Raw genomic sequence first — 23,309 nt, 5'->3', positions numbered from 1 at the left:
CTCCAGGGTGCCTCGGGTCGCGGCGACTCGTCTTGTACGATCCGGGGCGACATGACACCCGACCGCGACAACGCCGAGACCTCGCCGCCCGCGGCGGACCGGCTCCTCCGAGCGCTCAGCCCCGCCATGGTCGCGCTCATGGACGAGCTGCCGGACACGATGTTCTGCGCGAAGGACGTCACGGGCCGGTACGTCGCGGTCAACCCGGTGTTCGTCGCGCGGACGACCGAGCGCTCGCGCCGCGCGGTGCTGGGCCGACGCGCGCGCGACCTGTTCGTCCCGCAGCTCGCCGAGCGCTACGAGCAGCAGGACGCCGAGGTGCTGCGCGGGCGCGCGCTGCGCGGCGAGCTCGAGCGCATCCGGCGGCTCGGCGGCACGTCGGGCTGGTTCCTCACGTCCAAGCTCCCCGTGCACGACGACGCCGGTCACCTCGTCGGCCTCGTGTCCGTCTCGCACGACCTGCGTGCGGGCGCCGCCGACGACGCGACCATGGACTCCCTCGCCGCGCTCGTCGCCGCGGTCGAGACGGACCTCGGCGCCCGCTGGACGACGGCTCGGCTCGCCGAGGCGGCGGGCTGCACGCCCGCGGTGCTCGACCGGCGCGTGCGGCGCGTGTACGGCGTGACGCCGCGCCAGCTCGTGCTGCGCACCCGGGTCGACCACGCGACGCGCCTCCTCGCGGGGAGCGCCATGACGATCGGCGACGTCGCGGCGGCGAGCGGGTTCTACGACCAGCCGTCGTTCACGCGCACGTTCGCGCGCCTCGCGGGCGAGACCCCGGCCCAGTACCGCCGCCGCACGCGCCGCTGACCTCCGCCCGCGCGACGGCGAGGGCGCCCGCGGTGGCGAGCGACGCCGTCGGGCACGGAGACTGACGGCATGACCTCCGCAGACCCCGCCCCCGTCCCCACGGTCGAGCTGCCCGGCGGCACGATGCCCCTGCTCGGTCTCGGCACCTGGCAGTCCGAGGGCGACGACGCCTACCGCGCCGTGCGCCACGCGCTCGACGTGGGCTACCGGCACGTCGACACCGCGACGGGCTACGGCAACGAGGCGCAGGTCGGGCGCGCGCTCGCCGACTCGTCCGTCGACCGTGGCGACGTGTTCGTCACGACCAAGCTCCCGCCGGACGCCGCGGGCCGCGAGCGCGAGACGCTCGAGGCGTCGCTGCGCGACCTCGGCACGGACCACGTCGACCTGTGGCTCATCCACTGGCCGCCGGCGGGCGAGGCGTCGCCGTGGGTGTGGGAGCGGTTCGTCGAGCTGCGCGACGAGGGCAAGGTGCGTTCGATCGGGGTGAGCAACTACTCCGTCGAGCAGGTCGACGTGCTGTCCGAGCAGGTCGGCGAGACGCCCGCCGTCGACCAGATCCCGTGGAGCCCGGCCGACTACGACCACCGGGTCGTGCACGAGCTCGCGCAGCGCGGCGTCGTGCTCGAGGGGTACAGCCCGTTCAAGCGCACCGACCTCGACGCGCCGGTCCTCGCGGAGGTCGCGGCGGCGCACGGCGTCACGCCCACGCAGGTCGTGCTGCGCTGGCACCTCGACCACGGGTTCGTCGTCATCCCGAAGTCGGTGACGCCGGAGCGCATCGAGGCGAACTTCGCGGTGACCGGGTTCTCCCTCACCGCGGACGAGCTCGCGGCCGTCGACGCCCTGGGGCACCGCCGGGGCGCGTGAGCGGCGAGCGACCGCGCCGGGGGTAGCGTGACCCTCGGTGCCGCACACCCCCGCGGCACCGAGGAGAACCTCGAACCGGAGGAACCGTGACGACGACGTCCGTGCCGCCCGCCACCACGAGCGACGGCCCCGCCCCCACCGACCGCACCGATCTCCCCCGCGGCACGCGCCGCTCCCCCGACGCCGGCGCCCCGGCGTCCGCGCTCGACACCGCGCACGCGCAGCTCGCCGACGCGGTCCGCTTCCTCGGCTACGACGACGGCCTGCACGAGATGCTCGCGACCCCGCGCCGCGAGGTGAACGTGGCCGTGCCGCTGCGGCGCGACGACGGCCGCACCGTCCTGTTCCACGGCTACCGCGTGCAGCACAACGTGTCGCGCGGTCCGGGCAAGGGCGGCCTGCGGTACGCGCCGAGCGTCGACATCGACGAGGTCCGCGCGCTCGCCATGTGGATGACGTGGAAGTGCGCCCTCGTGGACCTGCCGTACGGCGGCGCGAAGGGCGGCGTCGCGATCGACCCGCGCTCCTACTCCGAGGCGGAGCTCGAGCGCGTGACGCGCCGCTACACGTCGGAGATCATGCCGGTCATCGGGCCCGAGCGGGACATCATGGCGCCCGACATGGGCACGAGCGAGCGGACCATGGCCTGGGTCATGGACACCTACTCCGTCAACCAGGGCTACACGATCCCGGCGGTCGTGACCGGCAAGCCCATCACCGTGGGCGGGTCGCTCGGTCGGACGACGGCGACGAGCGCCGGGGTCGTGCACGTCACCGCCGCGGCGCTCGAGGAGGCGGGCGTGCCGCTCTCCGACGTGCGCGTCGCCGTCCAGGGCTTCGGCAAGGTCGGGGCGCACGCGGCCGCGATCTTCGCGGCCCGCGGCGCCCGCGTCGTGGCGGTGTCCGACCAGTACGGCGGGGTGCACGCCCCGGACGGGCTCGACGTGCGGGCGCTGGTCGAGCACGTCGCCGCGACCGGCAGCGTCGTGGGCTTCGACCGGGCCGACCCGGTGGACAACGACGCGCTGCTCGCGCTCGACGTCGACGTGCTCGTGCCGGCCGCGATCGAGGGCGTGCTCGACGGCGACACCGCCCGGACCGTGCGCGCGCGCTGGGTCGTCGAGGGCGCCAACGGCCCGACGACCGCCGAGGGCGACCGCGTGCTCGCGAAGAACGGCGTGACCGTGGTGCCGGACGTGCTCGCGAACGCGGGCGGCGTCGTCGTCTCCTACTTCGAGTGGGTCCAGGCGAACCAGGCGTACTGGTGGACCGCGGAGGAGATCGGCGACAAGCTCGAGCTCCGCATGCTGCACGCGTACGAGGAGGTCGCCGCGCTCGCGCGCCGCGAGGACCTGAGCCTGCGCGACGCGGCGCTCGTCATCGGCGTCCAGCGCGTGGCGGAGGCCCACCAGATCCGCGGCCTCTACCCCTGACGGACGACGCTCCGCCCCGCCGAGCACGGGGTCCGCGACCGTCCTGGGCTCGATCCGGTCGCGGGTCCCGTGCTCGGCGGGTGCTCAGGGGCGTGCGGGGCGGGTTGCCGCCAGGAGCGCCGCTGTCAGCGCGATCGCGGATGCTCCGACGGCGGCCCAGGCGACGGTGGTGTCGAGGAGCTCGCCCTGGAACCGTCCGACGGCGATCCACGCGAGGCCCCACGACATCGCGAGGCCGATACCGAGGGCGACCGCGCGGCGCCCGGCGGCGAACGCCGCCCACGCGACGGACAGCGCCGCGGCGAGCACCACGAGCACGACGGACCAGCCCGTCGCGCCGAGGCCGAGCTCGCCGACGCCCGCGTCCGTGAGCGCCGCGGCGACGTTCGCGAGCGTCGCGACGCTCACCCAGCCGGTGTACAGGCCCATCGTCCCGTCGAGCACGACGGCCTGCGCCGTCGACTCGGGCCGACGGCGCACGAGCCGCACGACGACCACCGCGTTGACGGCGAGCAGCGCCGCGATGACGACGACGCTCAGCGGGACCCACCCGGCCTGCACGACGCCGATCCACGCGGCGTTGAGGACCATGGACACGAGGACCCACCACGCGGTCGCGCGCAGGCGCGGGCTCGCGGCGTGCCGGGGCAGCACCTGGTAGACGGCGAACACGAAGAGCCCGAGGTAGATCACCGACCAGATGCGGAACGCCGGGTTGTCCGGCGCGACGGGCGTCGCGGTCGAGGACAGCGCACCCCCGGCGGTCTGCTCGACGGACGTGCCGCCGAAGGCGCCCGCGCCGTACGCCGCGGCACCGGCGGCGACGAGCGAGCCCACGAGGACGACGACCTGACGGACCCGGTCGGAGGAGGCGGGGGCGCGGACGCTTCCCGCGGGGACGGCGGCTTCGGTGGTCATATTTCCAGCCTGACATCACTCAGCATGCTGAGCATCTCGGGAGCGTCGCCGCTCCCCCGCCGAGAACGACGCCGCTCGCCGACAAGAACGACGCTGGTGTCGGTATCACGGGGATACCGACACCAGGGTCGTTCTCGGCCGCGGGCCTGGGCGGAGCCGGGTGGGCGAGCCGGGCGGGCGGGAGCGAGGGGCCGGACTCAGGCCAGGGGCTGGCGGTCCGCCCAGTCGGCGAGCGTCGTGCGCGGGCCCGTGAAGAACGGGACCTCCTCGCGCACGTGGCGGCGCGCCTCGGTCGCGCGCAGCTCGCGCATGAGGTCGACGATGCGGTGCAGCTCGTCGGCCTCGAACGCGAGGATCCACTCGTAGTCGCCCAGCGCGAACGACGCGACCGTGTTGGCCCGCACGTCGGGGTAGTCCTTCGCGGCGAGGCCGTGGTCGCGCAGCATGGTGCGGCGCTCGGCGTCGGGCAGGAGGTACCAGTCGTACGAGCGCACGAACGGGTACACCGACAGGTAGTCGCGCGGCTCCTCGCCCGCGAGGAACGCGGGCACGTGCCCCCGGTTGAACTCCGCCGGGCGGTGCAGCGCCACGTTCGACCACACGGGCTCGAGGTGCGCACCCAGGGCGCTCGCGCGCAGGTGCTGGTAGGCGCGCTGCACCGACTCGACCGTCGGGCCGTGCCACCACACCATGAGGTCGGCGTCCGAGCGCAGGCCCGCGACGTCGTACCAGCCGCGCACGACGAGGTCGCCGTCCGTCGCCGACGGGTCGTCGCCACCGCCGACGGCGGCCAGCGCGTCGGCCACGAGGCCCGCCCGCTCGTCCGCGTCGGCGGGCAGGGGCGCCGCCGTCGCGAAGACGGACCACATCGCGTAGCGGATGGTGGTGTTGATCTGCTCGTGGTCCGCGGGTACGCGCGCGGCGTCGTTCATCGGGGTTCCTCTCGGGTCCGTGCGGGGGTGCCCGCCGGGGTTCAGCTGTGGATGTCCGTGCTGCACAGCGCCGGGACGCCGCTCGGCTCGCCGTCGCGGCGCAGGCAGCAGCCGGGAGCGCACACCGAGCGGAACGCCGGGAGCGCGCCGACCGTGGCCTGCTCGACGTCCTCGCCGCGCGAGAGCGCCGCGCGCTCGACGAGCAGGTCGACGAGACCGCGCACGAACGGCTCGCGCGTGCTCACGGTGCCCGCGCGGACCGCGGTCATCCCGAGCCCCGTCGCCGTCTCCATCGCCTCGGTGTCGAGGTCGTACGCGACCTCCATGTGGTCGGAGACGAAGCCGATCGGCGACAGCACCACGTCGCGGACGCCGTCCTGCGCGAGGGCCTCGAGGTGGTCGTTCACGTCGGGCTCGAGCCACGGCTGGCTCGGCGGGCCGGACCGCGAGCAGTACGCGAGGTCCCACGCGACGTCGTGACCCAGGCGCGCCGAGACCTCCGCCGCGATCACGCGCGCGAGGTCGAGGTGCTGCTCGGAGTACGTCGCGAACGAGATGCGCGACGCCGCCTCCATCGTGTCCGGGATGGAGTGCGTGACGAACACGAGCCGCGCGGCCGCGCCGTCGCCGCCCTTGTCCGCGAGCGCCGCGTAGCCGTCGAGCACCGCGTCGACGTTCGCCTGCGCGAAGCCGGGGTGGTTGAAGTAGGAGCGGACCTTGTCGAACTGCACGCCCGTGGAGCCGTCGGGGCCGAGCTGGCCGCGCCCGTCGAGCACGACCGCGAGGTCCTCGCGGTACTGGCGGCAGCCCGAGTACGACGAGTACGCGGACGTCACCAGCGCGACGGCGTTCTTCGCGCCCAGCGCCTCGAGCTCGTCGATCGCGTCGGTCGTGTACGGCTCCCAGTTGCGGTTGCCCCACACGACGGGCAGCTCGACGCCGCGACGCGCGAGCTCTGCCTCGAGCGCCGCCTTGAGCGCGAGGTTCTGCTCGTTGATGGGGCTCTTGCCGCCGAAGCCGTAGTAGTGCTCGCCGACCTCCTCGAGGCGCGAGTCCGGGATGCCCTTGCCCGCGGTGACGTTGCGCAGGAACGGCACGACGTCCTCGGGCTTGTTGGGGCCGCCGAACGAGTACAGCAGCAGCGCGTCGTACGGGCGCAGGTCGGGCGTGGGACCGGGGTCGACGGCGCTCGCGGGGGTGGCGGCGGGCTCGACGGGCTCGACGGGCTCGACGGCCCGGCCCGTGTCGGCAGTGACGTCCTGGGGGGAGAACGGGGGCATGCTCCCGATCATGGCACCCGCTCCTGAGCCCGCTCGTCCGGAAGCGGGCACCTCGGACGTGACATTGACGGGACAGAGTGTCACCTCGTCCCCTCGCGAGGACGCTCGCACCCTAGACTCGGGCCGCTCGTCCCTCAGGGCCGCGCCGCGGGCACCGACGCCCGCGGACGAGCCGCCCCGAGCCGACCACGTGGAGGTGGAGCCGTGCCGCTCCCGGAGATCACCGAGCGCGTGCCGCTCACCCGCCCCGACGGCCGCCTCGACCGCCGAGCCGTCGGCTGGGCCCGGCAGCCCCTCGTCGGCACCGCCGCGATCGGGCGTCGCGGCCCGGGCGGCCCCCGCCGGTTCGGCCGGAACAAGCGCTGGGAGTACTGGGGCGTCACCACCCCGACGCACGTGCTCGCCCTCACCGTCTCCTCGATCGACTACGCCGCGGTGCACGAGGTGTGGGTCCTGGACCGGGAGTCGGGGCGGACGTGGGGCGCCGCCGCGACCGTCGTGCCGGCGCGCGGCGTCGAGCTCCCCGGCACGCTGGGCGAGGGCCCGGCACGCGCCCGGGCGAGGAACCTCGCGATCGACCTCGACGAGGTCGACGGCGGCACGCGCCTGCGGGCGCGCACGCGCGACGTCTCGTTCGACGTCGTCGCGGCGCTGCCGCCCGGTCACGAGCGGCTCGCGGTGGTGGTCCCGTGGAGCGACACGCGGTTCCAGTACACGGTCAAGGACGTGGCCCGCCCGGCGCACGGGACGCTGTGGGTCGACGGCCGGACGGTCGACGTGCCCGCCGGGTCGTCGTGGGCCGTGCTCGACCACGGCCGCGGGCGCTGGCCGTACGACGTCCGCTGGAACTGGGGCGCGGGCTCGGGCGAGAGCCACGGCCGGGTCGTCGGGATCCAGGTGGGCGGCCGCTGGACGGTCGGCACGGGATCGACCGAGAACGCGGTCCTCGTCGACGGGCGCCTCCACCACCTCCCCGACGAGCTCGTGTGGGACTACGACCTCGCCGACCCGGACCGGCCGTGGCGCGTCAGCGGCGGCGGGCTCGACGCGACGTTCGTGCCCTTCCACACGAAGGTCACGCGCACGCACCTCGGGGTCGTCTCGTCGTCGACCGACCAGTGCTTCGGGCACTGGTCGGGCACGTTCACCCCGTCGGCCGCGCCGGGCGCGGGCGGCACGTCGTCCGCGCCGGTGCGGTTCGACGGGCTCGTCGGCTGGGCCGAGGAGGTCCACAACCGCTGGTGACCGCCCCGCACCCCGGCCCCGCTTGCCAGTCCCCCGCCCCTGCCTAGCGTGGGGAACGACCCGGCGGCACCGACGCCGTCGGGCGTGCCCCGCGACGACGGCGACCCCGTCCGCGGCGGCCGTGCCGGCACCGGAGCCGGCACCGGTGGGAAGGGGAGTCTCATGCAGGCACGACGAGGACGGTTCAGCGCAGGGACGACGGGGGTCGCGGCCGCCGCGGCGCTCGTGATGCTCCTGCCGCTCGCCGGCGGTGGCGAGCGCGGCGACGACCGGGGCGGCGACCGCGGCGGCGGCCAGGGCCACGGGAACGACCGCGCCCGCAACGTCATCTTCATCCAGGGCGACGGGCTCGGGCTCTCGCACCGCGAGCTGGTCCGGCTCGCGACGGTCGGCAAGGACGGGCAGCTCGCGATGGACTCGCTCGAGCACGCCGGGTGGACCACGACGGACTCGGCCGACCCCGAGGAGGCCGTCACGGACTCCGCGGCGGGCGCCACGGCGTTCGCGTCCGGGGTCCGCACGTACAACGGGGCGGTGGGCGTCGACGTCGACGGCAACCCGGTCCCGACGCTCCTCGAGGCGGCCCGGGACGCGGGCAAGGCCACGGGCCTGGTCACGACGGCGCAGGTCACCGACGCGACGCCCGCGGCGTTCGGCGCGCACGTGCCCGACCGCGGCGACCAGAGCGAGATCGCGCGCCAGCTCCTCGAGGGCTCGCGGCCCGACGTCGTCCTCGGCGGCGGCGAGGACTGGTGGTACCCGGCCGGCGACCCCGGCGCGTGGGAGGACAACCCCGCGAAGGACCCGACCGAGCAGAGCAAGGGGACGAAGGGGAACCTCGTCGAGCGCGCGCAGGGCCTCGGCTACACGTACGTGAGCGACGCCGAGGGGCTCGCGGACGCGCGCGGGCGCAAGCTGCTCGGCCTGTTCGCGAACGAGGAGATGTTCGAGCAGCGCAACGAGGGCGAGGGCGACCTGTACGAGCCGGAGGTGCCGCTCGTCGACATGACGGCCAAGGCGCTCGACGTGCTGTCGCGCGACCGCGACGGGTTCTTCCTCCTCGTCGAGGAGGAGGGCGTGGACGAGTTCGCGCACCGCTCCAACGCGACGCGCACGATCCAGGCCGGGCAGGCGCTCGACGAGACCGTCGCGCTGGCGCTGGACTTCCAGAAGCGGAACCGGGACACGCTCGTGCTCGTCGTGGGCGACCACGCGACGGGCGGGCTCGCGATCGAGAACGTCGACCCCGAGGACGAGGGCGGCGAGGGTGCGACGGCCGAGGACGGCCCGTTCGACCTCGCGGGCTCCGACCTGCAGTTCACGGTCGACTGGACGACGGGCGGCCACACGGGCGAGGCGACGCCGATCACCGCGCAGGGCCCGGGCGCCGCGCGCCTCGCGGGCGCGCAGCGCAACACCGACGTCCACGACGCCGTCCTGCGCGCGATAGAGCCCCGCGGCCGCGGCTGAGCCGCCCGCGCGGCCGACGCCCCTGGCGCCGCCGAGCACGGGGTCGGCGACCGGATCCGGACGATTCCGGTCGCCCACCCCGTGTCCCGGCGGAGGAGGTGGGCGCGGCACGCGAGCGCCGGTCGGGTAGGAGCGCACCGGGCGGGACCGCTAGGCTCGTTCGGTGTCCTTCCAAAAGGTGCCCACCTCGTCCACGGCGGACCCCGCCGGGATCCTCCCCGCCCCCGTGTCGCTCGAGCCCGGCGCCGGGGCGACCGTCGTCGCGGACGGGACGTCCGTCGTCGCGGACCCCGCCCTGCGCCCCGCGGCGCGCTGGTGGCGGCGCGTCACCGAGGACGCGTTCGGCCTCGACCTCGTGCCCGCCCCGGCGGGCGCCGCGCCCGCCGACGGCACCCCGCCCGTGGTCTTCGCGGTCGACGACGACCTCCCGCCGTCGGGCTACCGCCTCGTCGTCGGCGACGACGGCGTCCGGGTCGGTGCGGCCGACCTCGACGGCGCGCACGCCGCGGCCCAGACCCTGCGCCAGCTCGCCGGCCCCGCCGCGTTCCGTCGTGCCCCCGCCGTGACGGGCGCGGGCGGTCGCGCGACGCTCGCGCTCCCCCACGTCGCGGTCACCGACCACCCCCGGTTCCCGTGGCGCGGCGTGCTGCTCGACGTCGCGCGCCACTTCCTGCCGAAAGCCGACGTCCTGCGGTTCGTCGACCTCGCGGCGGCGCACCGGCTCAACGTGCTCCAGCTCCACCTCACCGACGACCAGGGGTGGCGCGTCGAGATCGCGCGCTACCCCCGGCTCACCGAGGTGGGGGCGTGGCGGCGGGAGTCCGGGCTCGGCACCTGGCGCGCCGGCGTCGCCGACGGCCGTCCGCACGGCGGCTTCTACACGCAGGACGACCTGCGCGAGATCGTCGCGTACGCGCGCGAGCGCGGCGTCACCGTGGTCCCGGAGATCGACGCGCCGGGGCACGTGGAGGCCGCCGTCGCCGCGTACCCGGAGCTCGGCACGCGCAAGCGACCGCACGAGGTCCGCACCACGTGGGGCGTGAGCACCGAGGTGCTCGACCCGTCGGAGGAGTCGCTGACGTTCTTCGAGCACGTGCTCGACGAGGTGCTGGAGATCTTCGACGCGCCGTTCGTCGCGATCGGCGGCGACGAGGTGCCCACGACGCTGTGGCGCGAGAACCCCGCGATCGTCGCGCGCGCCCAGGCGCTCGGGCTCGACGACGTCGGGGGGCTGCACGGCTGGTTCCTCGCGCGGCTCGCTGAGCACGTCGCGTCCCGCGGGCGCCGGGCGGTCGTGTGGGACGAGGCCTTCGGCCCCGCGCTCCCGCGCGACGTCGTCGTGACGTCGTGGCGGGGCTGGGCCGTGGGCGCGGACGCGCTCGCGGCGGGCCACGACGTCGTCATGGCCCCCGAGCAGGTCGTGTACCTCGACCACCGCGGCGGCGACACCCCGGACGAGCCCGTCCCGGTCGGGTTCCTCACCACGCTCGACGACGTGTACGCGTTCGAGCCCCTGCCGGCCGAGCTCGCGGGCGCCGCAGCCGGTACCGCGGCCGGCCCCGCCACCGCTCCCGCGCCGGGCGCGCTGCTCGGCGGGCAGGCGGAGCTCTGGTCCGAGCACCTCGACTCCGCGCGCCGCGTGGACTACGCCGCGTTCCCGCGCCTCGCGGCGTTCGCCGAGGTCATGTGGTCCCCCGAGGCCGACCGCTCCCCCGGGTCCCCCGCGGCGCGCGCGTTCCGCGAGCGCCTCGTCGCGCACCACCTGCCGCGCCTCGACGCGGCCGGGGTGGAGTACCGGCCGCTCGACGGGCCGCACCCGTGGCAGACCCGGCCCGGGGTCGCGGGCTGGCCGCGCGACCGCGCCGAGGAGCTCGCCGCGGGCGGCCTGCGCGGCGTCGGCGGCTGGGTCGAGGGTCGCGACGAGGACACGGGGGGCCCGGCATGAGCGCCCTCGTGGTGCGCGGCGCGCGCCTCGTCCTGCCCGACGGCGGCCCCTCCGCCCCCGTCGACGTCACCGTCCGCGCGGGCCGGGTCGAGGGCGTCGCGCCCGCGGCCGGGACCGCTCCGGCGGGCGCCGACGTGCTGGACGCGGACGGCCGCCTCCTGCTGCCCGGGTTCGTCGACGCGCACGTGCACGGGGAGGCCGCCGTGCTCGACGACGACGTGCAGCTCGCCATGCTGCGCCAGGGCGTGACGAGCGTCGTCGTCGGGCAGGACGGGGTGTCCTACGCGCCCTCGCCGCGCCCGGACGCCGACGGCGGGCCCGCGGCGTCGGGTCTGCACGACGCCACCGCCTGGGCGAGCGGGTACTTCGCGGCGATCAACGGCGAGCACCCGACGTTCCGCGGCGGGTCCGTCGCCGACCTCCTCGCCACGTACGACGGCACGACCCGCGTCAACGTGGGCTACCTCGCCCCGCACGGCACGATCCGCTACGCGGTGCTCGGCGCCGCCGCGCGCCCCGCGACGCCCGCCGAGACGGACCGGATGCTCGCGCTGCTCGACTCCGCGCTCGACGACGGCGCGCTCGGCCTGTCGACCGGCCTGGAGTACGTCCCCGCGACGTACGCCGACGAGGCCGAGCTCGTCGCGCTCGCGCGCGTGCTCGCGGCCCGCGGCGTGCCGCACGTGTCCCACATGCGCGGCTACGAGGACCGGGCCGGACCGGCGTTCGCGGAGCTCGTGCGCGTGGCACGCGCGTCCGGGGTCGCGACGCACGTCTCGCACTACCACGGCCCGGCCGCGGAGCTGCTGGGGTACGTCGACGACGCGCACGCCGCGGGCCTGGACGTCACGTTCGACTCGTACCCGTACCTGCGCGGCTGCTCGATCCTGTCCATGGTGTCGCTGCCGACGTGGCTCCCCATCGCGGACGTCGACGCGACCGTCGCGGCGCTCGCCGACCCGGCGGTGCTCGAGCGCCTGCACCGCGAGCACTTCCCGCACCTGGCCGACCTGTGGCCGCGCGTGACGATGGCGGCGGTCCCGACCGGCCCCGCCGCCGGGGCCGCGGCGGGCCCGGCCGAGGACCTGTCGTGGACCGAGGGCATGACGTTGCCCGACGTCGCCGCGCGCCTCGGGCTGTCCCCCGCCGAGACCGCGGTGCGGCTGCTCGTCGCGACGCGGCTGCGCGCGTCGTGCGTCTTCGCCCAGCCGCCCACGAACTCCCCCGAGTCCGTCCGCGCCCTGCTGCGCCACCGGGCGCACGTGGGCGGGTCCGACGCGATCTACGCGCCGGTCGGGGGCGGCGGCCGCCCCCACCCGCGCGGCTGGGGCGCGTTCGCGCGCTTCCTCGCCGAGCACGTGCGTACGCTCGGGGACTGGACGTGGCACGACGCCGTCACGCACCTGTCCGCGCGGCCCGCCGCGCGCTTCGGGCTCGCCGGGCGCGGTGCGGTCGTCCCGGGGGCGGTCGCGGACCTCGCGCTCGTCGACCCCGACCGCGTGCGCGACGAGGCGACGTACGAGGACCCGCGCCGACCGGCGTCGGGCGTGGACGACGTGCTCGTCGCGGGCGTGCGCGTCCTGCGCGACGGCGCGCTCACCGACGCGCTCCCGGGCCGCCCGCTGCGCCCGGGCGCCCCGGCGGCGTGAGCCTCCCCCCTGCACCCGTCCACGAGAGCCCCGTCCCCGAGGAGGACCCCATGACCGGCACGACGCACGACGCCGCGCGGCCCGCACCCGACCGCCCCTGGGCGCGCGACGTCGTCGGGCCCCGGACCAAGGGGCTGCGGCTCCCGGCCGGGACCACCGTCGCGGACGTGCTCGCGGGCTCGCCGCGCGTCACCGACGTCGCGTTCTCCTGGCCGCTGCTCACGCTCGACGACGCGGCGCTCGACCACAACGTCGGCACCGTCGCGCGCGTGTGCGCCGAGCGCGGGGTCGAGCACGCGCCGCACGTGAAGACGACGATGTCGCGCGCGCTCTACGCACGCCAGGCGGCGGCCGGGGCGCGGGGCGCGACGGTCGCGACGCCGTCCCAGCTGCGCACGGTGCGCGACTGGGACGTGCCGCGCGTGCTGCTCGCCAACGAGCTGCTCGACCCGCGCGAGATCGCGTGGCTGCGCGACGACCTGGCGCGCGCCGAGGCCGCGGGAGGCGACGACGAGGTGTGGCTGTGCGTCGACTCGCCGCACGGGGTCGACCTGCTCGCCCGCGGGTTCGCCGACGCCCCGGCCACCGTCCGCGCGCGCCTCGGCGTGCTCGTCGAGCTCGGCGTCCCCGGCGGGCGCACCGGCGTCCGCAGCACCGCCGCGGCGCTCGACCTCGCGCGCGCGGTCCGCGCGTCGGGCCTGCGCCTGCTCGGCGCGACGGGGTACGAGGGCTCGGTCGCGGGCGGCACGACCGCCGACGAGCTCGCCGCCGTCGGCGGCTGGTGCGACGGGCTGCGCGCGCTCGGCGCCGCGTTCGTGCGCGAGGGTCTCGCGGGCGTCGACGAGCCGCTCGTGCTGTCGGCGGGCGGCAGCTCGTTCCTCGACGTCGTGCTCGCCGGGCTGCCCGGCCCGGTCCCCGGCGCGGACGGGCGCGAGGTCGAGGTCCGCGTCGTCGTGCGCTCGGGCGCGTACGTGACGCACGACCACGGCTTCTACTCGCGCACCGACCCGTGGAGCCGCATCCCCGGCGCGGAGCCGCTGCGCGCCGCCGCGACCGTCTGGGGCCAGGTGCTCTCCGTCCCGGAGCCCGGGCTCGCGGTCTGCGGCATCGGGCGCCGTGACGTCTCGTTCGACATCGACCTGCCCGTCGCGCTCTGGCTGCGCTCGCAGTCCGACGACGGCTGGCTCGCCCCGCGCGAGCTCGCCGGCACCCGCGTCACCGCGCTCAACGACCAGCACCTCTACCTCGCGCTGGACGCGGACGAGGCCGGGGCCGGGCAGGTCGGCGGCCCCGCGACCGCCCAGGTCCGCCCGGGCGACGTCGTCGGCTTCGGCATCTCCCACCCCTGCACGACGTTCGACCGGTGGCGCGTCGCCGCCGTCGTGCGGGGCGACGAGGTCGTGGACCTCGCGACGATCGACCTCTGACCCGCACCGCTGACCCACACCGACCCCGCACGACACCCGGACACCCCGAGAGGACCCCGCATGACCACCGAGAAGACCGCGATCTCCACCCCCGACGCCCCGGCCCCCGCGCACACGTTCCACCAGGGCGTGCGCAAGGGGCCGTTCGTCCAGGTCTCGGGCCAGGGGCCCGTCGACCCGGCGACGAACGAGTACCTCTACCCCGGCGACGTCGCCGCGCAGACCACGCGCACGCTCGAGAACGTGCGGGCGATCGTCGAGGCGTCCGGCGCCACGTTCGACGACGTCGTCATGCTCCGCGTGTACCTCACGAAGCGCGAGGACTTCCCGATCATGAACGACGCCTACGGCGCGTTCGTCGCGCAGCACACCACGAAGGGCGTGCTCCCCAGCCGCACCACGGTGTTCACGGGTCTGCCGCGCGAGGAGATGCTCGTCGAGATCGACGCGTTCGCGATCACCGACTGACGCGCCACGCGGCCCGACGCCGCCTCGCCGCGCACCGCGCCGGGGCCCACGCCGCCGCGTGGGACCCGGCGCGTAGCGTGCCGGGCAGGAGGTGACCGATGCTCGCGACGATCGCGGTGGAGGGCTACCGCTCGCTGCGGAGCCTCGTGCTGCCGCTCGGGCGGCTCACGGTCGTGACCGGGGCGAACGGGACGGGCAAGTCGAGCCTGTACCGCGCGCTGCGTCTGCTGTCCGGGTGCGCGCTCGGCGGCGCCGTCGGCGCGGTGGCCCGGGAGGGCGGCCTGCGGTCGACGCTCTGGGCCGGGCCCGAGCAGGGCGGCCGGGCCGCGCGCGCGGGCGGCGCGGTCCAGGGCACGCGTCGGACGGCGCCCGTCGCGCTGCGCCTCGGGTTCGCGGGGGCCACGCCGGACGACCTGGGCTACGCGGTGGACCTCGGCCTGCCGCAGCACCCGGGCTCGGCGTTCGCCCTCGACCCGGAGATCAAGGTCGAGACCGTCTGGTCGGGGCCCGTCCCGCGGCCCGCGACGCTCCAGGTCGAGCGGCGCGGACCGGCCGTCCGGGTGCGCGACGACGCGGGCCGCTGGCAGTCCTCGCCCGCACGCCTGCGGCCCTTCGACAGCGTGCTCACCGAGCTCGTCGACCCGGTGGGCGCGCCCGAGGTCGTCGCGGTGCGCGAGCGCCTGCGGTCGTGGCGCTTCTACGACCAGCTGCGCACCGACGCCGACGCCCCGGCGCGCTCGCCGCAGCTCGGCACCCGCACGCCCGTCCTCGCGCACGACGGCGCGGACCTCGCCGCGGCGCTCGAGACCGTGCGCGACCTAGGCCGCGGGGACGAGCTCGACGACGCCGTCGCCCGCGCCTTCCCCGGCAGCCGGCTCGCGGTGCACGCCGACGACGGCCGGTTCGAGGTCGCCTTCCACCAGGACGGCCTGCTCCGGCCGCTCACCGGCGCCGAGCTCAGCGACGGGACGCTGCGCTACCTGTTCCTCGTCGCCGCGCTGCTCTCGCCGCGACCGCCCGAGCTCCTCGTGCTCAACGAGCCGGAGACGAGCCTGCACCCCGACCTCCTGCCCGCGCTCGGCGCGCTCGTGCACGCGGCGGGCCGCGAGACGCAGGTCGTGGTCGTCACGCACGCGCCGCCGCTCGTCGAGGCGCTGCGCGACGCCGCCGCGTCGGGCCCGGCGGACCTGCCCGGCGCGGACGAGCTCGTGGAGGTCGAGCTCGTGCGGTCACCGTTCGGCGAGACGACGGTCGCCGGGCGCGAGGGGCTCCTCGACCAGCCCGCGTGGGGCTGGCCGAAGCGCTGACTGCGGCACCGTCCCCGGGAGCCGACCGAGGGCAGCGGCGGCTATCAGCGCCGCGACGCGACGTGCAGGCTCGTGACGGACGCCGCGAGGTCGACGAGGCGGGACGCCGTGCGGTCGAGCAGCTCGTCGAGCGCGATAGGCCCCGGCGCGATGCTGAACGCCGCGGCGATCCCGGCCTCGCGCGCCTGGTGGGCGGGCAGCAGCACCCGGCCCGCGAGCACGACGACCGGAGGCCGGTGCGGTGCCTCCGCCGCGAGGGCGCCCATCGCGTCCGCGACCTTCCCGTTGACGGACTGCGAGTCGAACGACCCCTCGCCCGTGACGACGAGGTCGGCAGCGCGGATGGCAGCGGGCAGCCCGACCGCCTCGGCGACGAGGCGCGCGCCCGGCTCGAGCTCGGCGCCGAGGACGCCGACCATGCCCGCGGGCACGCCGCCCGCGGCGCCCGCACCCGCGAGCTCCGCCACGTCGACGCCGGTCTCCTGCGCGAGGACTCCCGCCCAGCGCCGCAGCGCGTCGTCGAGGAACGCCACGTCCGCCGGCTGGGCGCCCTTCTGCGGTCCGAACACGTGCGCCGCGCCACGCTCGCCGTGCAGGGGGTTGGTGACGTCGACCGCGAGGCGCCAGCGCACCTCGCGCGCCCGCGGGTGCAGGCCGGACAGGTCGAGCCGCGCGACCCGCGCGAGGCCCTCCCCGCCGTCGGGCACGGGCGCGCCGTCGGCGTCGAGGAGCCGCGCGCCGAGGCCCGTGAGGATGCCCGCGCCGCCGTCGGTGGACGCCGAGCCGCCGAGGCACACGATCACCTCCTCGACGCCCGCGTCGAGCACGGCGGCCGCCGCGGCGCCGGTGCCGCGGGTGTGCGCGTGCAGGGGCTGGAGCGCGACGTCGCTCACCTGGGGGAGCCCGCTGGCCTCGGCGAGCTCGACCACGCCGAGGCGGCCGTCGGCCGAGACCCCGTAGCGCGCGGTGCGGGAACGGCCGATCGCGTCGACCGTGGAGACCTCCCGGGCCGGGACGCCCCACACGGCGAGCAGGGCCTCGAGCGTGCCCTCGCCGCCGTCGGCCATGGGGAGCTCGACGACCTCCGCGTCGGGGACGACGCTGCGCACGCCCGTCGCGACGGCGTGCGCGACGTCGGCGGCGCTCAGGCTGCCCTTGAACGAGTCGGGGGCGACGACGACGCGCAGCGGGCCGTCGGCGCGGGGCCCGGGGACGAGGTTCGGGGTGGTGCTCGGCGTTGAGGACACGCTCGCATCCTAGGCAGGCCGACGCGCGACGGCCCGCAGCGGAAGGGACGGACCGGACGTGTTCCGCGCCACAGCGCCGAGCGTGCGGGGTCGGCGCTGAGGCGGCCGGGGTGACCGCGTCGTCCGTGGCCGCGTCGTCCGTGGGCGCGCGCTCAGGCGCCAAGGGCGCCCGCCGCGCGTCCCGGCGCGGCGTCCGGGATGTCCGGCTGCGCGGCGCGCAGGCGCTCGAGCAGCTCGCCGAGCGTCGCGAGGTCGTCGTCGTCGAGCGCGCCGCCCACGTACGTCGCGATGGCGCGGGCGTGCGCGCGGCCGGTCGTGCGCTGGAGGTCCCGACCCGCCGGGGTGAGGCGGACGAGCGTGCCCCGCGCGTCGTCCGGCGGGGTCGCCCGCTCGACGAGGCCGCGCGCCGCGAGCCGTTCCACCATGCGGCTCAGCGAGGGCTGGCTGAGCAGGATGTACGCGTTGAGGTCGCGCAGCCGCATCCCGTCCTCGGGGCCCTTCGTCAGCGAGAACAGCACGTCGTACTCGCGCAGGGTCAGGCCGTCCCACACCGGGTCGGACTGCAGCCGCCGCATGACCGCGACCTGGGCGCGGAAGAGGGACTCCCAGGTCTCGACGGCGAGGCGCGCGCTCCCCGGGCCCGGCTCGGGGCCCGCGTCGTCGGCGTGCTGCTGCGTCATGTCGCCCCCGGACGGCTCGGTCGTCACGTTCGATGCGTTCGCATCGACCCTACCCGCCGGGTGGCCGGTCAGCGGCCCAGCCGGCGTTCGCGCTGGGAGTACGCGCGCAGCGCGCGCAGGTAGTCGACGCGACGGAAGTCGGGCCAGTACGCCTCGCAGAAGTAGAACTCCGAGTGCGCGCTCTGCCAGAGCAGGAAGCCGCCGAGTCGCTGCTCGCCCGACGTGCGGATGACGAGCTCCGGGTCCGGCTGGCCCTTGGTGTAGAGGTGCTCCTCGATGTGCTCGACGTCGAGGTTCTCCGCGAGGTCTTGCAGGCGCGCGCCCGCGGCGGCCTGCTCGCGCAAGTACGACCGCACGGCGTCGGCGATCTCGTGGCGCCCGCCGTAGCCGATCGCGACGTTGACCTGGAGCCCGTCGACGGCGGCCGTGCGCTGCTGCGCGTCGCGCAGCGCCGCCGTGAGCCGCTCGGGCAGGAGGTCGAGCCGACCCATGACCCGCAGGCGCCAGCGGCCCGTCTCGGCGAGGTCGCGCACGGCGTCCTCGATGATGTCGAGCAGCGCCGACAGCTCCTCCTGCGACCGCGACAGGTTGTCGGTCGAGAGCATCCACAGCGTGACGACCTCGACGCCGAGGTCCTCGCTCCAGCCCAGGAACTCCGTGATCTTGTCGGCACCCCGGCGGTGGCCGGTCGCCGTCGACTCCCCGAACGAGCGCGCCCACCGCCGGTTGCCGTCGAGGATGACCCCCACGTGGCGCGGGACGCTCTCGCGCGAGAGGGTCGCCGCGAGGCGACGCTCGTAGAGTCCGTAGACGGGGCGGGGCAGGCGCACGCTGGTTCCTCGGCGATGGGCGGACGGGGACGCCCGGCGGGCACGCCCCGGGGCGGGGCGCTCGGGCCGAACCCGCACACGCTACCGCTCGTCCGTGCCCGGTCCGGCGGCCCGGGACCGGTCCGCACGCCCCTGCCCAGGATCTTCACACCGGACAGGGAGCACCGCTCGCAAACCTACGTTGCCGTAACTTACGATGGCGTAGGTTGGTGCGGGCGCCCCCGCACCGCCCTTTCCGTGCCCGGACTCATCACCCCGAGGAGACGTCGTGGACCGACCGACCGACCGCGACCGCACCCCGAGCGCGCCGCCCGCCGACCCTGGCCCGGCGCACGCGCCCGGCACCGACGCGCTCGACTCCGTCCGCGAGAACGTGGGCGACGCGGTCGCGAAGGTCGCCGAGGTCGTCAAGCCGCGCCTGCGCGGCTGGATCCACGCCGGGACGTTCCCGCTCGCGCTCGTCGCGAGCATCGTCCTCGTCGTCGTCGCGCCGCCCGTCGCCGGCAAGGTGGCGACCGCGGTCTTCGGCCTCACCGCGTGCCTCCTGTTCGGCACGAGCGCCGTGTACCACCGCGGCACGTGGTCGCCCCGCGTCGCGGGCGTGCTCCGCCGCGCCGACCACTCGAACATCTTCCTCATCATCGCGGGCACCTACACGCCCCTCGCCGTGCTCCTGCTCCCCCAGCGGACCGCGACGATCCTGCTCGCGATCGTGTGGAGCGGGGCCGCGCTCGGCCTCCTCGCCCGGATCCTGTGGCTCGACGCCCCGCGGTGGGTGTACGTGCCCGTCTACGTCGCGCTCGGGTGGGTCGCGGTGGGCTACATGCCCCAGTTCTGGACGACGACGAACGGCCCCGCGATCGTCTGGCTCGTCGCGGTCGGCGGCCTCGCCTACACGCTGGGCGCCGTCGTCTACGGCATCAAGAAGCCCAACCCCAGCCCGCGCTGGTTCGGCTTCCACGAGATCTTCCACGTGCTCACCGTCGTCGGCTACGGGTGCCACTACGCCGCGATCCTCCTCGCGGCGCTCGCCGCGCGCTGAGCGCCCTCCCGGGCGCGGGCTCAGTCCTTCGGGACGACGACGTAGCGCCGGTTCGCGAGCGACGGGTTGCGCTCGCGCACCGCGGCCAGCGCGGCCGGGTCGAGGTCCGCGCTGCGCAGCTCCGCGCGCTCGCCGAGCTCCAGGCCCACCTGGCCGTCGGGGCCGACGAGCAGGGAGCGCCCGGTCACGCCCCGGCCCGCCTGCCCGACGGCGAGCACGACGGCGGTGTTCTCGATCGCGCGGGCCCGCGCGAGGGTGCGCCACTGGTCCGCCTTGAGCTCGCCCGCCGCCCACGCGGCCGGCACCACGAGCACGTCGGCGCCCGCGTCCGCGAGGCGCCGCGCGCTCTCCGGGAAGCGCAGGTCGTAGCAGGTCATGACGCCGAACGTCAGGTCGCCGACCTCCAGGACGAGCGGCGGGGCGGCCGGGTCGCCCGCGTCGAGCCGGTCCGACTCGCGGTGACCGAAGGCGTCGTAGAGGTGCACCTTGCGGTACGTGCCCACGAGCTCGCCCGCGGCGTCCACCGCCACGACGACGTTGACCGCCCGGCCGGGCGCGCTGCCCGGCACGAGGGTCCCCGCCACGACCGCCACGCCGTGCTCGCGCGCGAGGCGGCGCAGCGTGCCGACGAACGGCCCGTCGAGAGGCTCGGCGTGCTCGGCGCCGGTGCCCCGCGGGTCGAACGCCGCGGCGTACTCCGGCAGCACGAGCAGGTCGGCGCCCACGCGCCCCGCCTCGCGGAACGCGGCACCGACCGTCACGAGGTTCGCGGCGTGGTCGGCCGAGACCTCGAGCTGCCCGATCGTGACGCGGGCGCCCGTCGCCACGGTCAGTCCTGCCGCTCCGGACCGCTGCCGGCCGGGCCGCGCCCGTCCGGCGTGCCGCGGTCGGGCGTGGAGCCGCCCGGCGTCGCGCCGTCCGGACCGGCGCCTGCGGAGGTCTCCGGGGTGGTCGCGCCGACCGGGCCGTCAGGGCCGATCCCCTGCGCGTCGGCGTTGCGCCGCATCCGCCGGAGCTGGCGCGAGAGCCCGAAGAACAGGGCGACGGTCGCGACCGCGACGGCGAAGATCGCGAGGAACCCGACGAGGCCGGGCGACACGTCGTTCGGGTCGAGGTCCTCGCGCAGCGGGTCGTCCGACGGGCTCGGCGTCGCGGTCTCCGCGACGACGTCGGCCGCCCAGCCCGGGCCGCCCGCGAGCGTCGGCACGTCGAGGAAGGGCGCCGCGCTCACGAGGCCACCTCCTCGCCCGCGACGAGCTCCCGCACGCCCGCGAACAGGTCGTCCTCCGGCAGGTCCGTCGGGACGCGCGACTCCGCGAGCTCGAACTCCTCGAACGGCCACACGTCGACCTCGAGGTCGCGCGGGATCGCGAAGAAGAAGCCGTCCGGGTCGATCTGCGACGCGTGCGCGATGAGTGCGGCGTCGCGCTGGGCGTAGTAGCGCGCCACGTGGACGCGCGTCGTGACCTCGCGCTCGGGGATCTCCCGCGCGGACCGCGACTCGACCCAGTCGCCGAACGGCGACTCCAGGCCCGCGCCCTGCATCGCCTCGTGGAGCGTGCGGATGCGGTTCATCGAGAAGTCGTGGTTGTAGTACAGCTTCAGCGGCGACCAGGGCGCCGCGCCGCCCTCCCGGCGGTAGCGCTCCGGGTCGCCCGCGGCGTGGAACGCCTCGAACGCGACGCGGTGGCACATGACGTGGTCCGGGTGCGGGTAGCCGCCCGACGGGTCGTACGTCGTGACGACGTGCGGGCGGAACTCGCGCACGAGCTCGACCAGCGGCGCGGCCGCCTCCTCGAGCGGCACGAGGCCGAACGAGCCCTCGGGCAGCGGCGGCAGCGGGTCGCCCTCGGGCAGCCCCGAGTCGACGAACCCGAGCCACTGCTGCCGGACGCCGAGCGCGCGCGCGGCGGCGGCCATCTCGACGCGGCGCAGGGCGCGCATGCCCTCGATGTCCGCCGGACCCTCGCCGAAGCTCGGGTTGAGGATGTCGCCGCGCTCTCCCCCGGTGCACGTGGCGACGAGCACGTCCACGCCCTCGGCCGCGTAGCGCGCCGTCGTCGCGGCACCCTTGCTCGACTCGTCGTCGGGGTGGGCGTGCACGGCCAGGAGACGGAGCGTCTCCGGCTGCTCGCGGTGGGTGGTCGATCCGGCCGCGGGTTCGGCCACTGGTCCTCCCGGGTGCGTCGTACGTCTCCTCGCGCGGCCTGGGACGCGGCACGGGACGCCGTGGGTGCACGACGAGGGCCGGGGCTCTGCGAAGATGGGTCGAGGACATGATCCACCACCGCGCCCACACCTGACGAACCGCCGGTCACCGCCGGCACTCCGCAGGGCAGCGACCGGGGCGCGGCGGCACCGACCACGGGACCGCACCATGACGAACGAGACCACCGCCCCGCAGCCCAGCCCGAGCACGCCCCTGCGCCCCCCGGCGGGCCGGTACGGACCCGAGCCCACGGAGCGCCGTCGGCGCCTGGCCGTCGTCGGGATCGTGCTCGTCGCGGTCGTCGGGCTCGCGATCACGTTCGTCATCGGGATGCGCTACGCGAACGAACCGGTGCGGTTCAAGGACTTCGGGTACACCGTCGTCAGCCCGGAGCGCGTGGACGTCACGTTCGAGGTGTACATGGACCCCGGGACGACGGCGACCTGCACCCTCGACGCGCTCGCGGAGAGCTACGCGCAGGTCGGCACGGTCGACGTCACGGTCGGCCCCGTCGAGGTCACGGAGTCCCGCTACACCGTGAGCGTCGCGACGTCGGAGCTCGCCACGACGGGGATCGTCCAGTCCTGCCGCCCGGCTCCCTGAGCCGCCCTGCTGTCGTGCGGCCCGGCCGCTGCGCCGCTCGGCCCTCGCGCCGCCCTGGCCCGCGCCGTCGGCACCTCGTGCTTTGCTATCCTGAGGGATTCCCGCACCCGACCGCGTGCGGCCCGCGGCCGGCGCTCGTGACAGGCGACCGACCACCGGGCGACCCGGCGGTCCGGCGGGAACCAGTCCTCCGCGCTGCCACCCGGGCAGCGTCACCGACCCGGGCAGGCAGGCGCTCGCGTGAGCACGCGCCCCGGCTGCCCGTACCTGCACGGCCGTGCCCGGCGCGACCGTCGAACCATGGAAAGGAAGGAGCGAACCGTGACCGACACCACCGTCACCTGGCTGACCCAGGAGGCGCACGACAGGCTGCAGGCCGAGCTCGCCCACCTGTCCGGCGAGGGCCGCACCGAGATCGCGGAGCGCATCGCCGCCGCCCGTGACGAGGGCGACCTCAAGGAGAACGGCGGCTACCACGCCGCCCGCGAGGAGCAGGCCAAGAACGAGGCCCGCATCCGCGAGCTCACCGAGAAGCTGCGCAACGTGCGCATCGGCACGCCCCCGGACGACGGCAAGGTCGAGGCCGGCATGGTCGTCACGGCCGTCGTCGCGGGCGACGAGATGACGTTCCTCCTCGGCTCGCGCGAGATCGCCGGCACGACGGACCTCGACGTGTACTCGCCGACGTCCCCGCTCGGTGCCGCGATCGACGGCAAGACCGTCGGCGACGAGACCAGCTACACCGCTCCGAACGGCAACGAGATCGCCGTGAAGATCACCGCCGCGAAGCCCTTCGAGGGCTGACGCGCCCCCGGCAACCGCATGCCGCCGGGCGAGACGTGAGAAGTGGGGGCCCCCCCCCCGGGGGGGGGGGGGCCCGGGGGGGGGGGGGGCCCCCCCCGGCGCCCCCCCCCGCGGGGGGGCGGCCGGGGGGGCCCCGCGGC

The 23,309-nt window shown here is 76.2% G+C and carries 22 protein-coding genes; 13 read left to right on the top strand and 9 right to left on the bottom strand.

What is annotated here, in order from left to right:
• The first annotated feature begins 51 nt into the window (after positions 1-51).
• The 3 genes from ABIE39_RS09780 to ABIE39_RS09770 all read left to right on the top strand — a co-directional run bounded on the left by ABIE39_RS09780 (position 52) and on the right by ABIE39_RS09770 (position 3,113).
• A complete protein-coding gene (locus ABIE39_RS09780; RefSeq protein WP_175009091.1) occupies positions 52-810 on the top strand; it encodes a helix-turn-helix domain-containing protein in 759 nt (252 codons plus the stop codon).
• Between the two features lie 69 nt (positions 811-879).
• Positions 880-1,680 carry an aldo/keto reductase gene (locus ABIE39_RS09775; RefSeq protein ID WP_354051554.1) on the top strand — a complete coding sequence of 267 codons (801 nt, stop codon included), beginning with the start codon at positions 880-882 and terminating at the stop codon, positions 1,678-1,680.
• 86 nt (positions 1,681-1,766) lie between these two features.
• A complete protein-coding gene (locus ABIE39_RS09770; protein WP_255437254.1) occupies positions 1,767-3,113 on the top strand; it encodes a Glu/Leu/Phe/Val family dehydrogenase in 1,347 nt (448 codons plus the stop codon).
• Between the two features lie 84 nt (positions 3,114-3,197).
• Here ABIE39_RS09770 and ABIE39_RS09765 read toward each other — a convergent pair whose 3' ends face one another.
• The 3 genes from ABIE39_RS09765 to ABIE39_RS09755 all read right to left on the bottom strand — a co-directional run bounded on the left by ABIE39_RS09765 (position 3,198) and on the right by ABIE39_RS09755 (position 6,243).
• Positions 3,198-4,031 (bottom strand): TspO-related membrane protein, encoded by an 834-nt coding sequence (locus ABIE39_RS09765; protein WP_175009089.1) that lies wholly within the window; start codon positions 4,029-4,031, stop codon positions 3,198-3,200.
• A gap of 197 nt (positions 4,032-4,228) precedes the next feature.
• On the bottom strand, positions 4,229-4,963 hold the full coding sequence (gene hemQ / locus ABIE39_RS09760) for a hydrogen peroxide-dependent heme synthase (RefSeq protein ID WP_175009088.1): 735 nt from the start codon (positions 4,961-4,963) through the stop codon (positions 4,229-4,231).
• Positions 4,964-5,004: 41 nt separating this feature from the next.
• The gene (locus ABIE39_RS09755) at positions 5,005-6,243 is read right to left on the bottom strand and encodes a ferrochelatase (protein WP_175009087.1); all 1,239 of its coding nucleotides are present in this window, start codon (positions 6,241-6,243) and stop codon (positions 5,005-5,007) included.
• A 204-nt stretch (positions 6,244-6,447) separates the two neighbouring features.
• Here ABIE39_RS09755 and ABIE39_RS09750 point away from each other — a divergent pair, with 204 nt between their 5' ends.
• The 7 genes from ABIE39_RS09750 to ABIE39_RS09720 all read left to right on the top strand — a co-directional run bounded on the left by ABIE39_RS09750 (position 6,448) and on the right by ABIE39_RS09720 (position 15,754).
• A complete protein-coding gene (locus ABIE39_RS09750; protein ID WP_175009086.1) occupies positions 6,448-7,488 on the top strand; it encodes a DUF2804 family protein in 1,041 nt (346 codons plus the stop codon).
• Positions 7,489-7,650: 162 nt separating this feature from the next.
• Positions 7,651-8,958, top strand: coding sequence for an alkaline phosphatase (locus ABIE39_RS09745; RefSeq protein WP_354051551.1), 1,308 nt, complete (start codon positions 7,651-7,653; stop codon positions 8,956-8,958).
• Between the two features lie 163 nt (positions 8,959-9,121).
• Entirely contained in the window at positions 9,122-10,903 is a 1,782-nt protein-coding gene (locus tag ABIE39_RS09740; RefSeq protein ID WP_354051549.1) for a beta-N-acetylhexosaminidase, read from the top strand.
• The gene (locus tag ABIE39_RS09735; protein WP_354051547.1) at positions 10,900-12,552 is read left to right on the top strand and encodes an N-acyl-D-amino-acid deacylase family protein; all 1,653 of its coding nucleotides are present in this window, start codon (positions 10,900-10,902) and stop codon (positions 12,550-12,552) included. Before ABIE39_RS09740 ends, ABIE39_RS09735 begins: the two co-directional genes overlap by 4 nt.
• A 50-nt stretch (positions 12,553-12,602) precedes the next feature.
• Entirely contained in the window at positions 12,603-13,979 is a 1,377-nt protein-coding gene (locus ABIE39_RS09730; protein WP_354051545.1) for an alanine racemase, read from the top strand.
• Between the two features lie 60 nt (positions 13,980-14,039).
• On the top strand, positions 14,040-14,447 hold the full coding sequence (locus tag ABIE39_RS09725) for a RidA family protein (RefSeq protein ID WP_021483739.1): 408 nt from the start codon (positions 14,040-14,042) through the stop codon (positions 14,445-14,447).
• Between the two features lie 98 nt (positions 14,448-14,545).
• A complete protein-coding gene (locus ABIE39_RS09720) occupies positions 14,546-15,754 on the top strand; it encodes an AAA family ATPase (RefSeq protein ID WP_354051543.1) in 1,209 nt (402 codons plus the stop codon).
• Positions 15,755-15,798: 44 nt separating this feature from the next.
• Here ABIE39_RS09720 and ABIE39_RS09715 read toward each other — a convergent pair whose 3' ends face one another.
• The 3 genes from ABIE39_RS09715 to ABIE39_RS09705 all read right to left on the bottom strand — a co-directional run bounded on the left by ABIE39_RS09715 (position 15,799) and on the right by ABIE39_RS09705 (position 18,511).
• A complete protein-coding gene (locus tag ABIE39_RS09715; protein ID WP_502914856.1) occupies positions 15,799-16,941 on the bottom strand; it encodes a glycerate kinase in 1,143 nt (380 codons plus the stop codon).
• A 212-nt stretch (positions 16,942-17,153) separates the two neighbouring features.
• Positions 17,154-17,708 (bottom strand): MarR family winged helix-turn-helix transcriptional regulator, encoded by a 555-nt coding sequence (locus ABIE39_RS09710; protein WP_354051539.1) that lies wholly within the window; start codon positions 17,706-17,708, stop codon positions 17,154-17,156.
• A gap of 41 nt (positions 17,709-17,749) precedes the next feature.
• A complete protein-coding gene (locus ABIE39_RS09705) occupies positions 17,750-18,511 on the bottom strand; it encodes an isoprenyl transferase (RefSeq protein WP_043655243.1) in 762 nt (253 codons plus the stop codon).
• A 268-nt stretch (positions 18,512-18,779) separates the two neighbouring features.
• Between ABIE39_RS09705 and trhA the strand changes: the two genes are divergently transcribed.
• Entirely contained in the window at positions 18,780-19,553 is a 774-nt protein-coding gene (gene trhA / locus ABIE39_RS09700; protein ID WP_175009081.1) for a PAQR family membrane homeostasis protein TrhA, read from the top strand.
• Positions 19,554-19,573: 20 nt separating this feature from the next.
• Here the strand turns inward: trhA and ABIE39_RS09695 are convergent, their stop codons facing one another.
• From ABIE39_RS09695 to mca, 3 genes are read right to left on the bottom strand one after another with little or no spacing between them, the layout of a single operon-like run.
• Positions 19,574-20,380, bottom strand: coding sequence for a carbon-nitrogen hydrolase family protein (locus ABIE39_RS09695; protein WP_354051537.1), 807 nt, complete (start codon positions 20,378-20,380; stop codon positions 19,574-19,576).
• A 2-nt stretch (positions 20,381-20,382) separates the two neighbouring features.
• The gene (locus tag ABIE39_RS09690) at positions 20,383-20,784 is read right to left on the bottom strand and encodes a hypothetical protein (RefSeq protein WP_175009079.1); all 402 of its coding nucleotides are present in this window, start codon (positions 20,782-20,784) and stop codon (positions 20,383-20,385) included.
• Complete coding sequence (mca, locus tag ABIE39_RS09685; protein WP_074807824.1) at positions 20,781-21,722, bottom strand: mycothiol conjugate amidase Mca; 942 nt, start codon at positions 21,720-21,722, stop codon at positions 20,781-20,783. The genes ABIE39_RS09690 and mca overlap by 4 nt, the downstream gene beginning before the upstream one ends.
• A gap of 208 nt (positions 21,723-21,930) precedes the next feature.
• Between mca and ABIE39_RS09680 the strand changes: the two genes are divergently transcribed.
• Positions 21,931-22,365, top strand: coding sequence for a DUF4307 domain-containing protein (locus ABIE39_RS09680; protein WP_074807826.1), 435 nt, complete (start codon positions 21,931-21,933; stop codon positions 22,363-22,365).
• 321 nt (positions 22,366-22,686) lie between these two features.
• The gene (greA, locus tag ABIE39_RS09675; protein WP_021483866.1) at positions 22,687-23,169 is read left to right on the top strand and encodes a transcription elongation factor GreA; all 483 of its coding nucleotides are present in this window, start codon (positions 22,687-22,689) and stop codon (positions 23,167-23,169) included.
• Positions 23,170-23,309 lie beyond the last annotated feature (140 nt).

The sequence above is a fragment of the Cellulosimicrobium sp. 4261 genome, assembly GCF_040546915.1.
Lineage (GTDB): Bacteria > Actinomycetota > Actinomycetes > Actinomycetales > Cellulomonadaceae > Cellulosimicrobium > Cellulosimicrobium cinnabarinum.
The sequence above is the reverse complement of the archived record's forward strand: the minus strand, read 5'-3'. Positions and strand labels throughout refer to the sequence as shown.

Excerpts from the sequence above, each read along its gene's own strand:
- ABIE39_RS09735 (WP_354051547.1), top strand. The coding sequence starts at position 10,900 with ATGAGCGCCCTCGTGGTGCGCGGCGCGCGCCTCGTCCTGCCCGACGGC.
- ABIE39_RS09720 (WP_354051543.1), top strand. The coding sequence starts at position 14,546 with ATGCTCGCGACGATCGCGGTGGAGGGCTACCGCTCGCTGCGGAGCCTC.
- hemQ (WP_175009088.1), bottom strand. The coding sequence starts at position 4,963 with ATGAACGACGCCGCGCGCGTACCCGCGGACCACGAGCAGATCAACACC.
- ABIE39_RS09730 (WP_354051545.1), top strand. The coding sequence starts at position 12,603 with ATGACCGGCACGACGCACGACGCCGCGCGGCCCGCACCCGACCGCCCC.
- ABIE39_RS09765 (WP_175009089.1), bottom strand. The coding sequence starts at position 4,031 with ATGACCACCGAAGCCGCCGTCCCCGCGGGAAGCGTCCGCGCCCCCGCC.
- ABIE39_RS09780 (WP_175009091.1), top strand. The coding sequence starts at position 52 with ATGACACCCGACCGCGACAACGCCGAGACCTCGCCGCCCGCGGCGGAC.
- ABIE39_RS09745 (WP_354051551.1), top strand. The coding sequence starts at position 7,651 with ATGCAGGCACGACGAGGACGGTTCAGCGCAGGGACGACGGGGGTCGCG.
- ABIE39_RS09680 (WP_074807826.1), top strand. The coding sequence starts at position 21,931 with ATGACGAACGAGACCACCGCCCCGCAGCCCAGCCCGAGCACGCCCCTG.
- ABIE39_RS09775 (WP_354051554.1), top strand. The coding sequence starts at position 880 with ATGACCTCCGCAGACCCCGCCCCCGTCCCCACGGTCGAGCTGCCCGGC.
- ABIE39_RS09755 (WP_175009087.1), bottom strand. The coding sequence starts at position 6,243 with ATGCCCCCGTTCTCCCCCCAGGACGTCACTGCCGACACGGGCCGGGCC.
- ABIE39_RS09725 (WP_021483739.1), top strand. The coding sequence starts at position 14,040 with ATGACCACCGAGAAGACCGCGATCTCCACCCCCGACGCCCCGGCCCCC.